This is a genomic window from Blastopirellula marina DSM 3645 (genome assembly GCF_000153105.1).
GTDB classification, from domain to species: Bacteria; Planctomycetota; Planctomycetia; order Pirellulales; family Pirellulaceae; genus Blastopirellula; species Blastopirellula marina.
On sequence record NZ_CH672376.1, the window covers coordinates 3,920,574 to 3,934,267 of the forward strand.

At 55.8% G+C, this 13,694-nt stretch carries 10 protein-coding genes and 1 other RNA gene; 2 read left to right on the forward strand and 9 right to left on the reverse strand.

The window, feature by feature from the left end; all coding sequences use genetic code 11:
• Positions 1-63 precede the first annotated feature (63 nt).
• Complete coding sequence (locus DSM3645_RS17595) at positions 64-1,143, forward strand: glycosyltransferase family 2 protein (RefSeq protein WP_161603383.1); 1,080 nt, start codon at positions 64-66, stop codon at positions 1,141-1,143.
• A gap of 12 nt (positions 1,144-1,155) precedes the next feature.
• Here DSM3645_RS17595 and rpoN read toward each other — a convergent pair whose 3' ends face one another.
• The 6 genes from rpoN to DSM3645_RS28590 all read right to left on the reverse strand — a co-directional run bounded on the left by rpoN (position 1,156) and on the right by DSM3645_RS28590 (position 6,929).
• A complete protein-coding gene (gene rpoN, locus DSM3645_RS17600) occupies positions 1,156-2,652 on the reverse strand; it encodes an RNA polymerase factor sigma-54 (RefSeq protein WP_002653621.1) in 1,497 nt (498 codons plus the stop codon).
• A 41-nt stretch (positions 2,653-2,693) separates the two neighbouring features.
• Positions 2,694-3,293 carry a recombination mediator RecR gene (gene recR, locus DSM3645_RS17605; RefSeq protein WP_002653622.1) on the reverse strand — a complete coding sequence of 200 codons (600 nt, stop codon included), beginning with the start codon at positions 3,291-3,293 and terminating at the stop codon, positions 2,694-2,696.
• Positions 3,294-3,325: 32 nt separating this feature from the next.
• Positions 3,326-3,688: a YbaB/EbfC family nucleoid-associated protein gene (locus DSM3645_RS17610; RefSeq protein ID WP_002653623.1), complete on the reverse strand. Its 363-nt coding sequence runs from the start codon at positions 3,686-3,688 to the stop codon at positions 3,326-3,328.
• 48 nt (positions 3,689-3,736) lie between these two features.
• Positions 3,737-5,593, reverse strand: coding sequence for a DNA polymerase III subunit gamma/tau (gene dnaX, locus DSM3645_RS29525; RefSeq protein ID WP_002653624.1), 1,857 nt, complete (start codon positions 5,591-5,593; stop codon positions 3,737-3,739).
• 269 nt (positions 5,594-5,862) lie between these two features.
• Positions 5,863-5,959: signal recognition particle sRNA small type (ffs, locus tag DSM3645_RS29530), an RNA gene on the reverse strand.
• Between the two features lie 298 nt (positions 5,960-6,257).
• Positions 6,258-6,929 (reverse strand): ester cyclase, encoded by a 672-nt coding sequence (locus DSM3645_RS28590; protein ID WP_081444876.1) that lies wholly within the window; start codon positions 6,927-6,929, stop codon positions 6,258-6,260.
• 469 nt (positions 6,930-7,398) lie between these two features.
• On the opposite strand from DSM3645_RS28590, the gene DSM3645_RS17625 reads away from it, so the two are divergent.
• A complete protein-coding gene (locus tag DSM3645_RS17625; protein ID WP_002653627.1) occupies positions 7,399-8,259 on the forward strand; it encodes a formate/nitrite transporter family protein in 861 nt (286 codons plus the stop codon).
• Positions 8,260-8,618: 359 nt separating this feature from the next.
• Here DSM3645_RS17625 and cas2 read toward each other — a convergent pair whose 3' ends face one another.
• From cas2 to cas9, 3 genes are all read right to left on the reverse strand, one after another.
• Positions 8,619-8,924: a CRISPR-associated endonuclease Cas2 gene (gene cas2 / locus DSM3645_RS17630; RefSeq protein ID WP_002653628.1), complete on the reverse strand. Its 306-nt coding sequence runs from the start codon at positions 8,922-8,924 to the stop codon at positions 8,619-8,621.
• Positions 8,925-8,938: 14 nt separating this feature from the next.
• Positions 8,939-9,829: a type II CRISPR-associated endonuclease Cas1 gene (gene cas1 / locus DSM3645_RS17635; protein WP_040352758.1), complete on the reverse strand. Its 891-nt coding sequence runs from the start codon at positions 9,827-9,829 to the stop codon at positions 8,939-8,941.
• 110 nt (positions 9,830-9,939) lie between these two features.
• Positions 9,940-13,098 carry a type II CRISPR RNA-guided endonuclease Cas9 gene (cas9, locus tag DSM3645_RS17640; RefSeq protein ID WP_081444877.1) on the reverse strand — a complete coding sequence of 1,053 codons (3,159 nt, stop codon included), beginning with the start codon at positions 13,096-13,098 and terminating at the stop codon, positions 9,940-9,942.
• Positions 13,099-13,694 lie beyond the last annotated feature (596 nt).

Consider the following 13,694-nt stretch of genomic DNA (forward strand, 5'->3'; position numbering starts at 1 on the left):
CTGACTTAACTCTTTGCTAACAATCCAATCTTAATCGATCGTTTCGGCATGGCTGAGGAACTCGTGAACGATTCTGCAATCTCGATTTCTGTGATTGTGCCGCATTATAACGGCGCGCCGTTCGTGCTTGAAACGCTTGAATCGATTGTCGCGCAGTCGCACCCCGCTGCAGAAATCATCGTCGTGGATGACTGCTCGACGGATGACTCGCTCGATCAGATCAAAGCGTGGAACGGCGAGCACGGTTCGCCGGTGCAGATTCTTTCGACCGCACAAAATAGCGGGGGGCCTCCGCAGCCGACCAATCTCGGCATCAGCGCAGCTACCGGCGACTGGATCGCCGTCCTCGATCAAGATGATCTGTTTCACGCCGATCGTCTCCAACAAGCGGCGCAAGCATACGCCGCCAACCCGCAAGTGGACTGTGTTGTGTCGCTGGGCAATCTGCTGCACGCACCTGACAAAGCGGCGACCGTCGCTCAAGGGCGTTTTGTGCGGGACCAGACTTGGAGACGACGTCGCCTGGTTGGTGACGTCTTTCAGCTTGCAAGCGGCGAAGCGATCACCCATTGCGTTCGACACGGCATGTACGCAGCAGGCTATCCGGGACTTTGCTTTCGCCGCGACGCCTGGCGATCGATCGGCGGCGTTCGGGAAGGATTTACCGTCGCGTCCGACTTTCACTTTCTGCTCGCGCTCTCCGCACGGTCCGACATCCTGATTGTCGACCAACCGCTCTATCAGCGGCGCGTGCATGGGCAAAACCTGTCGAATCACAGCACGCTGGGATTTGCCGAAACGTTGCAAGCGATCTCGGAACGTCTGCAGGATCGCGCCGACTTGCTGGCCGATCCCAAACTGCGATCGGCGTTGGCCTGGAGAATCATCGAGTCAGGCTGGAACGTCGCCGCCTTTGGCCGCGTCGATGTCGGTACGCGTTTGATTCGCCAGACGGCGTCGATCGCCGGCTGGACGCCGAGACGCGCCGCCCAACTCGCGGCGACGCCGCTGATGCCGGTGTACCGTCGCTTGTTCCTGTCGCGCACCAATCCAACCCCAGAGGTCATCGCGCAGGTCGAGCAATACGCGGACCAGTTGTTGGAAATGATGCGTTCCCAGCCGATCGTCAACCACAGCGTCTAGCCGGAACTGCGTTTAGCCCTTCTTCGACCAATCGCGCCGCTGTCGCGAACTAGGGATCCCCATCTTTTTGCGATACTTCGTGACGGTGCGGCGCGCGACGTTCAGCCCTTCGTTTTTGAGCAGCGTCACTAGCTCGTCGTCACTGTGGGGCTTCGCTTTGTCTTCGCTGTCGATGATCTCCTGCAGCTTCAGACGGATCGCATCCCAGGTAACTTCGTCCCCGGCTTCGTTGGTCGTGCCGCCGGCGAAGAATCGTTTGAGCGGAAAGATGCCGCGGGGAGTTTGAATCCATTTGTCATCGACCGCGCGACTGACCGTCGTGACGTGCACGCCGACCTTGTCAGCGATCTGCTGCATCTTGAGGGGCTCGATAAACTCGGGCCCCTTCTCGATAAAGTCGTGCTGGTGATCGACAATCGCCTGGGCGACGCGGGCGAGCGTGTTCTTGCGTTGATTGATCGAGTCGATCAGCCACTGGGCGGCGTTGATCTTTCGCTTGATGAACTCTTTTTCTTCGGCGGTCGCCGTGGGGTCCATCAAACGTTTGCGATAGTAGTTGCTGATCCGCAGCTGCGGAACTTCGCCATCTTCCGTCTTCACGCCGTATTCGCCGTCGTCCGAAATCTCCAACGTCAGGTCAGGCATGACGTTCGGAATGAAATCTTCTTTGTAGGCGGAGCCCGGTTTCGGATTCAGCTTTCGCAGCTCGGACCAGGCGTCCTGGATCAAGTCGATCGAATAGCCGGTCTTCTTCTGAATCAGCGGCAGACGATTTTCGCAAAGATCTTCCAGGTGATTGCTGATCAGCGTCCGCAGTTCATCGAAGTAGGGTTGCGAAGGCTCTAGCTGCAGCAGCAAGCATTCACGCAAATCCCGAGCGCCGACGCCGGCAGGCTCCAGCGCTTGCACAATCGCCAACGCTTCGCGAGCATGCGCGACCAGTTCTTCGCTAGAGTCCGGCGGCAGCAAGTCTTCGAGCGAAGTCGACAAGTAACCGTTGGAGTCAAGCGACGAGATAATTCGCATCGCCAACTCCAGCAGTTCTGGCTCGATGTTCAATTCGCCCAACTGCGTATCGAGATGATCTTGCAGCGTCTCGACGCGCGACGCGACGTTCGCCAACGCGTCATGCTTGCGATTCGCGTCATCCTCCATCTGATTCAGCGAGCGTTGCGGGCGATCGTCAAACGTGTCGGGATATTCGTTGTTGAGTTCCAGCAACCGCTCAAAGTCGTCGGCGTTGTCTTTGTTCTCATCAACAACAAATTCTTTTTCCGTATCCGCAAGCGAATCGGGGTCGGATTTCTCGACCTGATCGTCCATCCCGTCGGGAACACTGTCCGGCTCGGCCTCTTGGATCTCGAGCAACGGATTTTCGTTCATCTCCTGTTCGATCTTTTCTTGCAGCGCCATGACGGGCAGCTGCAGGATCTCCATCGACTGGATCATCCTGGGCGCCAGAACTTGCTTCTGGACCAGCTTCTGTTCGAGACCAAGCGAAAGTCGCATAGGAATTTCTAGGTTTCAAGTGGATGAATGAACAACGTGAATTATAGCTTTTGGCGACCCGAAAGTGCGTCGGCCAAAATCTCTTTATTCGTAAACTCCAAGACGCTGCCGGACGTGATTCCTCGCGCCAGCCGCGTTAACGTTACGGGCAACTCGGCCAATAAGTTCGAGATATGCAGCGCCGTCCCGTCACCTTCGGTGGTGGGGTTGGTCGCCATGATGATCTCCCGAAACTTGCCGGCTCGGACGCGATCGACCAACGCATCAATCGTCAATTGATCAGGACCGATACCTTCGAGCGGTGCGATGCGTCCCAGCAGTACGTGATACAAGCCGGGGAACATGCCGGACTGCTCCAGCGCCATCAAATCACGCGGCTGTTCGACAATGCAAAGCAGCGTTTGATCGCGGCGCGTATCCTGGCAAACCGTGCAAAGCTCGGACTCGGCCAAGTTGAAACATTGCGAGCAATAGCGGACGTTCTGCTTTACCGTGCGAATCGAATCGGCCAGCGCCAGCGCTTCCGACTCGTGTACGCGCAGAATGTGGTACGCGAGCCGTTCGGCGCTTTTGCGACCGATGCCGGGCAGCTTGGCGAATTCATCCACCAAACGCGTTACTGAATCTGTCGTTTGAACCATCACAGGGCGTCCGTTCACCTAGGCGAAAATTACTACTTACCGCCCCCGGTCATCTGAGCCAGCGCGTCGTCCAAGCCCGGCACATTCATGCCGCTCGTCAGGGACTGCATCATCTCGGCGTGCAACTGCTTCGCCTTGGCGCTGGCTTGATTCACCGCGGCGGGAACCAAGTCTTCAATGATCTCGCGTTCGCCACGAGCGACAAGATCGGGATCGATGCGGAGCGAAAGCATTTCGCCGGTTCCGGTCATTTCGACCTCGACCATGCCGCCGCCAGCAGATCCGGTAACTCGTTTTGTCCGCAGCTCTTCCTGCAAACCTTGCATCTTGCCCCCCATCTCTTGGGCCTGACGCACCATATTGACCATACCGCCGAGATTGCCGAGATTGAACACCGTGTTTCTCCTTGATTGGTGAGAGAACAGCAGAGCTCAGATAGGCGGCTAAGATCCTCCCGACTCGGGCGCTCGGACGCTGGTGACTTCCGCGCCGAACATCTCAATCGCCTGCTGAACCAACTGGTTCTGCTGTACCTTTCGAATCATTTGGCCCGAGGAGGGCGCACTTCGTTTCGGCGGTTCTTGCGTCTTAGCCGCTGGAACGTCATTTAAGACTTTAAACTCCAGCGTCACCGGATTGCCGACCGCTTCGGTCAACATTCCTTCCAAGCGGGTTTTGGCCGCTGGTCGTCGCAAGAACTCGACCTGCGAATTATACGCTGCGGAAAATGAAACGACCAGTCGGTTTGGTCCAGAAGTTGCTACCGTTTTGTAAGGGCGAGCATACTCCCCTACTAGATCCGACATATCTGTCAGAATTCCTTCCCAGATATTTTTCGCAGTCGAATCGGTCAACTTAATCCCATTCGTCCGCGGCGGCTCGCTCAATCCTAGTTCAGGATCCGGCTCTTCGACATAACTTGTTACCTCAGAAGGACTAGCCTGCCTGACAGGGCCAGAAGACGCCGGATCCGAGCTGTTCACGCGTGATTCCGTCCGCTCAGCCGCGACGTCGGTCTGGACCGTGGACATCGCTTGTGGTGCGGCCTGCGGCGGAAGTTGCGGTGCTGCTGACGGCTGCGGCGCCGCCGCGATTTGAATGGCCGGCCGAGCCGGCAACGGCTTTCCCGAGCGGATCGTCTCCACCAGGTCGGCGACACTTTGTAAGTCCTCAAGCTGGCAAACGCGCACCAGCGCCATCTCGGCCAAGATCCGCGCGTGGGCCGAGCGCTGCATGCGGACGAGCGCATCATCCAAGATCTGCACCGCGGCCATCACGTTGGCCAGTCCGTAGCTTTTGGCGACAGCTTCAATTTTCTCGGCGTCGGTCGGCAGGACAGTTTGCAAGAGCGTCGGACCGGCGCCCACCGCGAGCGTCATCATGTCGCGGAAGAAGCCGAGCAACTGTTCAATCAATTGACCTGGATCGATCCCGCGAGTCAGCGCTTGATCAAAATACGCCAGCACCGCCGCCGCATCGCGTGCGGCCAGCGCCGTCATGATCACCGCGATCTGCTCGCTGCCGGCGGCGCCCAACATTTGATTGACGTCAGCGACGGTGATCTCGCGGCCGCCAAAGGCCAACAGTTGCTCCAGCAGCGATTGACTATCGCGCATCGACCCGTTCGCTTTGCGAGCGAGCAAGCGCAGCGCTTCCGGCTCGGCGGTGACCCCTTCGTTCTCGACGATATAGGCCAACCGCGTGACGATCTCGTCCATTCGAATCCCGCCGAAGTCAAATCGCTGGCAGCGCGATAGGACGGTGATCGGGATCTTTTCGGGATCGGTCGTGCAAAAGATGAACTTCACATGCTCCGGCGGTTCTTCCAAGGTCTTCAACAGCGCGTTGAAGGCCTCTTTGGTGAACATGTGGACTTCGTCGATGATATAGATCTTGAACCGGGCGCGGCTCGGGCGAATGTTGACGTTCGACCGTAATTGGCGAATCTCTTCGATGCCGCGATTGCTGGCGCCGTCGATCTCCAATACGTCGACATCTTCCCCGACCGTCACGCTGCGGCAAATGTCGCATTCGTTACAGGGAGTCGCCGACGGCCCCCGCTGACAATTCAGCGCCTTCGCCAAAATCCGGGCCGATGAAGTCTTGCCGACTCCGCGAGCGCCGGTAAACAGGTAAGCATGGCCTACCCGGCCGCGCTCGATCGCGTTTTTCAGCGCTTGGGCGACTTGGCTTTGACCGACCAGCTCTTCAAAAGATTGCGGGCGATAACGGCGCGCGACGACCACATATTGATCGTTGGCGTGCGATGGCTCGACGTGTTCGATTCCTTCTTCCGTCATCGTTTAGCGGCCGGCTTGAGAGGGGGAATTTCGGTCTGCCGCCAAATCCACCATGGCCCGAGGCGCGAGCTTTGAAGTTGCGCACTGGGACGATTTGTCAGGGCATTTCCCATCGTAGCCCGAGGCGCGAGCCGAGGGAATGTGGTCGGCGACTTCGAATCCGCTTCAAAGTGCTTAATCCGTTTCCCTCGGCTCGCGCCTCAGGCCACGGTGACAGCCAACCAGGGTGCATCAGATCACTGGCGCTGACTTCATGTCTCCGATTGTACTGTCGAGGAGAGACCCCCGCACCAGAGTACCCCGGGTATGGCTGCTCCAGTTAAGGCCTGACCAGGTTGCCGGTTCCCCTCTGCGAGGGTCACTCTTCGACAGTTGAGTGGAACGAATCAGCTTAAAGACTCTTTCCCCCCGAGTCAAAGGGGTAGACGAACGAATCGCCGTAATCCGCCCCAGGCGACTGGGTGGCCCGCCTAGTCTGTCCAAGCCCGGCCGGCTTGCGTCAGCAACCAGTTGCCCGCACCATCCGGCGGCAAACTTCGGCCACTTTCAGGCTTCGCGGAAAGAAGCGGGGGGGCGGGTCAATGATGTTCGGCAGCGCGCGCCCTGCTTAAGAACTTCCGATCTCACCCAGCAAACGGCGGCCGAACGAAAAATCGCCCCAGGGTTAAGTCAGCTTTGCAATTAAGTCCTGCACATCCCAATGGTCGCGGACCTCGATGATTTTGTTCCCCTGGAACGCCGCCATCGAGCTCCCGCGAATGCTGATGGTCCGTCCCGTGGGAGGGATGCCAAAGAAGGAGCCGGAATGCGTTTTGGTGACGTGCCAATAGGCGATCACCGTATTCTCCTGAGTGAACAAACTCTCGACTTCAATCTGAAGGGGATCAAATCCGGCCAAAACAGCGGCGACTCGCTGCGTGATTACCTCACTCCCCTGCAACACTTGGCCTTCCGCGATCAGGCTAACGTCGGGATGGAACACTTCAGCGACGTAGTCGACGTTTCTTTGGTTGTACGCCTGCTCAAACCAATTCCTCACGATCGTTTCTCGTTCGGGCTCAGGCTGCATGCTCAACGTCTGAAAGCTAATGTCGGGCTCCAAAGAACTCGTCCCAACGCGAGAAAGCATCAATCTATAGTAGGAAATAAAGTCGTTGAGAGTTTGATAGTTAACGGGGCCGCCGTTTTCGAGCTTGCGAACAAGTCTATCGGTGTAGCCTGTCGCCGCCGCAACCGCCTCTTGGGTTAAACCCAACTGCAAACGAACCGCCTTCAAGCGGGCTCCGTCCACATGAATGCTTCGCCGCGGCGTAGTTCCATTGCTTGACGAAGACATGCGGATGCCCCCGGGGCTGGGTAAGAATCGGTTAATCTCTGGTTTAGCGCTGTAGGATAATCAGTTTACAAGCGGCGCCTCCGTCTGTCATCTGTTTCTAGTAGGGCCGATGGCGATGGTGCTGCATCGCGTTCCGCAGCGACGAATTCGCCGAATAAACGCCGCTCCGCTGTCCTTACTGATCGCAGAACATTCGCCGTGGCCGCTGAACAAGCATCTTGCCGCAGGCACGTTCAGATAAATTGGCCCTTCTTAGCGCGGCACTTGAACCGATGAAAAGGCGCGCGATTTGCACCATTCAGTCGACCTGTGCTGGTATAATTGGCTTGCTTTTCCAGAAGACCGTCACGTCGTCAGCGTCGCGGGAGAGCAAACTAGGCGAAGGCGATCCACGCCGGCCCGCGCCGCAGCCGGCTGTAACGCTACAGCTGGGTAAGAAATGCTGTCACGTCTGGACAGGTAGCGCCACTTGAACACCGATTTGCCCAGCGAAGAGCCGAAAAAGTCTCCCAATCAGATCCTCCGCGAAGAACTCCACGAGGGGATGGAGGCGCTGTCTCGTTCTTCGACTCGCTTGTTCCTTTCGTCGATCTCGGCGGGTCTCGATCTTGGATTCAGTTTTTTCTTGATCGCTGTCGTCCGCACCTTGGCCGCCGACCAAGTATCACCTCCGGTCGTCGAGCTTTGGACTGCGCTCGTTTACCCGCTCGGATTTATCCTGGTGGTGATGGGACGTTCCGAGTTATTTACCGAGCAGACAACCCTGGCGATTCTTCCGCTGCTGTCTGGTCAAGCGACATGGAAGATGGTGATGCGACTGTGGGGCATCGTGTATATCGCCAACCTATTGGGCGCCGCCATCTTCGCCGGCATTGTCGTCTTGGTCGGTCCCAATCTGCATGTGATCGACCCGCAGGTCTTTGAAGAGATCGCCGAGAAAATCGTAAGCTACGACTGGTGGGTCATCCTGCTAAGCGCCACGTTGGCCGGCTGGCTTATGGGGCTTTTGTCGTGGCTCGTCGTCGCCGGCCGCGACACCATCAGTCAAATTGTGATCGTATTTTTGATTACGGCGACGATCGGTCTCGGGCACTTACATCACTCGATTGTGGGCACAGTCGAAGTCTTAGCCGGCATTTTTCAGGGAGACCGAACGACATTCGCCGACTTCGCCCACTTCCTGCTATGGACAACGCTTGGCAACGCATTCGGCGGCGGTTTTTTCGTCGCAGTCCTCAAATTTGGCCACGCCCGAAAAAGCCGTCATGACGGCTCGATCGATGAGGACGGAAACGTCGCGCTGCACGAGACCGACAAAAACGACCAGTAAGACCAGCCGAGCCTAGGCGGCGTCGCCATGCCGGCCCTTGCATCGGTTTGAATTCGGTCGACCAGAACAGCGCAGAGGTTGCGGATTGGTCCCAAGCAGGAATCAGATACACTCCGTGAAGATGAAGACATCGGATCGGCATGGTTGCGGATTGGTCCCAAGCAGGAATCAGATACACTACCAATGGCGTCGGACCCCGAAGAGATTGAGTTGCGGATTGGTCCCAAGCAGGAATCAGATACACTAAAAAGGCGATCCGCCCATCCATGTTCGTAGTTGCGGATTGGTCCCAAGCAGGAATCAGATACACTCCCTTCTTGCTAAGTACCTGTCGCACAATGAATTACGTTCGTAATTGATTAAAATAATTCGAGCTGATTGGGCATTTGCGGATGACATTCGCGTAGTTTTCCCAGCATAAATTCCATGCGTTCGAATTGTTTGTCAGTAATGGATAGCACCGCTACTTCTCCTTCCGGCGGCAGGAAGGCCCGAATTCGTCGCCGATGAACTTCGGCGCTTTCCTTGGATGCACAGGGGCGAAGATAGATCGAGTATTGCAACCGATGAAAACCGTTCTCCAGGAGACCTTTTCGGAAGAGCGCATAATCTTTCCTTGCCTTTTTCGTATCGGTCGGCAGGTCAAACATCGCCAAAAGCCACATTGCGCGGTACCCGTTTATTCGCATGGGACGGGAATCTCTAACGACGTCTGTTTCTTGCGCAAGCATCGCACCAAGGAACCGAGCATACGATGCAACTGGACCATGAACGGGCCTTTTTCACCATCTAGACTGGTCTGGCGAGCAAGCAGTTTTAGCAACTCGCCCTTACATTCCTGCGTCAACGAGTCGTAACCTTGACGATGGAGTTCTCGGACTCGCTCGTCAACCATCGGACGGAACGGTTCGATCAAGTCATCCGCCAAGCAAAACGGATTCGAGCGATTCCGATGGTGAAGCCCCAGCGCTGGCGTTAACCCTGCAGAAACAATTGCACGAGCAATGGCGGCTCTAGCGATCGCATATCCGTAATTGAGCAATGCGTTAACGCCGTCGCTATCCGCATCACGGCGAAAGCCCGCCTCTGGATACCAGAACTGCCAATAAGTCTTGGCTGCACGCGCCTCAACATTAGCGGCGTCACCAGGCTTCACGAGTGGAATCAAAGATTTCAATTTCTGACGACCAGGACAATCGTCGGGCAAAACGGAGGCCTGAGCGTCAATCTTCGCACGCACGATTTGCCTCCAAAGCCGTTTGCAGAGCGGCTTGGGAGCTTCGATTTGTTCCACCAAACGCCAGACGACTTCACTGTGATCGGCCAAAGGCAGCAGGATCGCCGCGGGTAGATGGTTGGCGCCGCAGATAACGACGGCCGCGTCCGACGCCGCCAATTGTCGCAGCGCCGCGTGCGTGTACGTCGTGCCGGGATGATCGATCACCACTACCCCAATTTCTTCACAGGGAATGGTGTGAACGACAGCTCCCTCACGCTTGAAAGTGAGTTGCTTGTGCCGCAACCCCAAATGAAACGGCTCTTGGGAAATCTCGACCGTACGTTTAATCATAAGAACCCAAACTTCGGAGGAATTACGTTGAAGTTGGGTCGTCCGTGACGCGAAGGCGCGGATCGCGCCTAGCTCGAATTGTAATTGCAAGCCGAGGTAATTCAATAATTTCAGTCGTTGGCGTTACGAATTTTCCCTAGCGGGGTCACAGTGACCTTTCGCGCGTCGAATTGCTGCATCTTCGACGGTGACATATATAAGTTGTCCTTTTTTAGATCCATACTTTCACGCGCGTCGTCATGAATCTTGTAATAGATCCGTCCACTCTGGTCGATCTTACGAACAACGCATAGCAGAATCTCTCCGCCATTATTGGTAATTTCGAACATTTCTCCGATCGATAACGACATCAAAAATCGCCCTTGATCACCAATACTGCGATTGACAATCTTCCCATTATTGATTGATTCTTTCGCAATACACGCCGCATCTAACATAATAGTTACGTGTGCTTTCCAACTTTCACGCCCTTTCCGGGAAATTGCAAAGTAAGAAATGTGATGATTGCTGCCTGGTTTGATAAACTTCGAGGCTTCGCCGCTTCCGATTTTTCGCCAAGTTTCTCCACGCTCCACCAGACGCACTTTTTTGATCGGCACGCCCGAGGGCATTTGAGGAGCGTTGCTGCCGGCGAAGGCGTCCTTGGGGATCACGCCCGGCTTGGTGGGATCGACTTTTTGACGACGCAAATGATCTTCCAGAATTTTCCGAATTGTCACGTCCCGAATCTTCGCTAAATGCTTCGTATTGGTAAGATCGGAAACGGATTTGCGGCGGACGACAATTTGCGAATCCTCAATCCAATCTTTGGCCCATGGCCTTTGGTCGGTGGACGTTGGTTGGGCCGCTTTTTGGGTCGGTCCATAGATCGTCTCCTCATGCAGGGCCCCTTGAATCCGACGGCGAACCCGATGCGAAACCGCCATGCGACCTAACGCCGTCGCGACATCCGAACGAAACTCGCTCCAGGGAGGTTGCAGGTCTTTGCCTCGAGCGTTCGCCAGCGCATGCAAACGCTTGGCGTCTGTAAGCCCAATCACAATGGCGTCGATTGCATGATGCCGATGGTCGGAACGATTCTTTTTCTGAGAACCATCTTCGTTGAGCAGCGCATTCAATCCCCAATGATGTCTCAGTTCCGCGGTCATCGGCCCCTTTACCGTCGTAATCGGAACGCCAAGCCCCTTTAGATACTGGACAACCAGTCGGCTCACGTAGGTCGTGTCGCGAAGTTGACGCTCTACGAAATTGGTTAGCTCCACCTCCTTCTGAATAAAACGTTGGCGTTTTCCATAGGGAAGCCGCTGGGCGCGCAAAAGGAGCTCATCGAAACGCGGCTTGTCATGACCGAGCCATTCCCAGGGAGTTCGATCTCCTTTCTCATTGTTTGCAGATCGATGGGCGATGACTTTGTTCGCCATCGAGTCATCCAGGCTTCTCCAGCGCGGGAGGATGTGATCGACGTCAACTTCGCCAGAATCGAAGAGTTGGGCCTGACTAATCACCTTGCCGGTGTAGATGCAGACGCCTCCCTGGTCTTTCCAGAGAAGGTAGCGCTGGATATTCCGCCGGGTTGGTCGAATCGCAGGGGACATCTCTTGCAAAGTTTTGGCGATTGCGGCGTTCTCTCGCTCCCGTTTCGCATTGGCAATTCGAATTTGCGTGCGTTGCTCGGCCGATTTCTTCGCTTCCCGAGCAAGCTCGACGCGGATCGTCCCTAAGGCGCCGTACTCCCGAATGATCGCGTTGATCACTTTGCGAACTTCGTATAATGCCTGACGTACTAGCGGATTGGGAATATCCGGAGGTTCTGGCAACAGGTCATATTGCCGGACTTCTCGTTCGTCAGGCCGGAGGTACCCCGCCGCATGCATGGCTGAGTCCGACGCATCATTGCCCATTAAGAGCTTCCCCAATTCAAGATGCGGCAGCAACCGAGAAATCGCGACGCGCGAATATTGCGAGTAGCCGGCGGGAAGATGCAGCGCCATTGCCTTGTGCGCTTCTTCCACGGTGAGCGAGCAATCTTGCGTCAACTTCCGCAGCGCGACATCCTCCCGATCTTCTTCCAACACGATTTGAATAATATGGTCCTTAACGTCTTCTGCGATTTCGCTCCACCGCCGCTTGCCGAGTCCTTTCTTGCCATTGAAATGCGCATCGGTTTCGTGTCCTTGCAATTTCGAGCGCTCGCCTCGCTCGTAGTTGAAGGAAATCGTTTCGGGCAATTTGAATTTCTTACGAATCTGCGGAAATGTTCGCTCCTTCGCTTCGCAGAGATAGTCGACGAGCTTTTTATCGGCGCCGGCTCCTACAAACTCGGCGAACGTGTACTCTTTGCGATCCGCAGGCGAAATCAAACGCAGATTGTTGACCTCCTGCAAAATGCGAAATCGCTGCGCAAGCCGATCCGCTTTCGGACAACGTTTTTCTTTTGGCTCTAGATCGCAGCGCCCGATGACGCTTTTGGGCCAGTACATCTTGCGCTGAAAGAAGAGTAGGCCATGCAGGCCAAATCGCTTGAGCAACGATTCGCTCTTGCGACGAGCCGTGGGAACAAGCGGGTAGCTCTGCTTTCCTTCTTCACCGCCCCGCAGTTCTTCGGTCAATAACGCGGGATAATAGCTGGCCTGTCGCTCCCAGATTTTTTCGAATTCGTCCTCGTACATCGCGCGGAGCGTGTGACGTCCGCGGAGTCGCTGGGCAAAGGTTTCGCCGTCATCGCCCAACTGATGAAGGTATTGCCCTAAAGTTTGGCAACCATGGGCGGCGATCTCTCCCTGCAACTGCGTCATCTCGGCCAGAATGCCCTTTAACTCGTTGCCGCCGCTCCGATCGGTCGTGCGATTGGAGAGAAAACCTCGACGCTTCGCCAGATGCAGCAAGATTCGCCCGATTTCATACGGCTCCAACTTTTCGCTAAGCGCTCTTGAGCGAAGCTCATACGGATTGCTGGCGAGGACTTCTTGCTGGTCAACGACATCGGCGGGAAAAAGACCTGTCGTAATGAGCGCATGCTTTAAATGCCGAAGACGTTGCGCGCGGCGGCGCACTTGCCGTCGAATGCCGCGGGCGACGCGGCGACTTTGCGACTTCGATTTTTCGCCGCCTTGCTGATCCCGCTCGACCCCTTCCGGGAAGATTCGGACTCCACAGTCAACCAGAGAGGGTTGATCGCCTGACTCAGAAAACAATGCCCATCCCAGGGAGGATGGGCCGATATCAAGACCAAGGAGAAGCGGGGAAACGGAGGGGGACTTTGATGGCATATCGCTTCACTTGATTGTTGAATAAGATTCGCGTCAAAACCATCGCCATAATACCGCTATAGAAATCCCTTGACAGCCCCATACCTACTGCTATAAATGGGGAAGTGTATCTGATTTCTGCTTGCGACTCTTTTCGTAACAAGAATGAAAAATTCGCAGGCACTGCTCTACGGAGCAACCAGCCGTCATGTCTCGTACAGGGCGGCTTTTTTTATGCCTGTTGCAGAGTCATCGTTAATCGCGTCTAGGCCAACCTACGACGACTTGTTGCGCTGCCGCGATTCATTTTAGAATTGCTAAAGTCTCGCAATTTTCTTAGAATGTCTTCACATGTTTTCGTGCGCGGAGTCAGCTTCGGGAGAGGTTGGCGGGTTGAAATGCTGCGCGGGCTCGAAAATGGTTCCAGCAGCCATGCGGCCCAATGTGGAGAGTGAACGATCGGCGGTAATCTTGCCGGGCGTGCGCTAAGCGATCTCGTTTCTGGGATCGGGACACTGACAGGAAAGCTGAATTGTCCAGTCCAACTAGTGAAACCGTAGGGCAGGCCGTGCTTGCCGTAGCACCAAACCGCCTAAACTAACCCTCAGGCAGTTTGG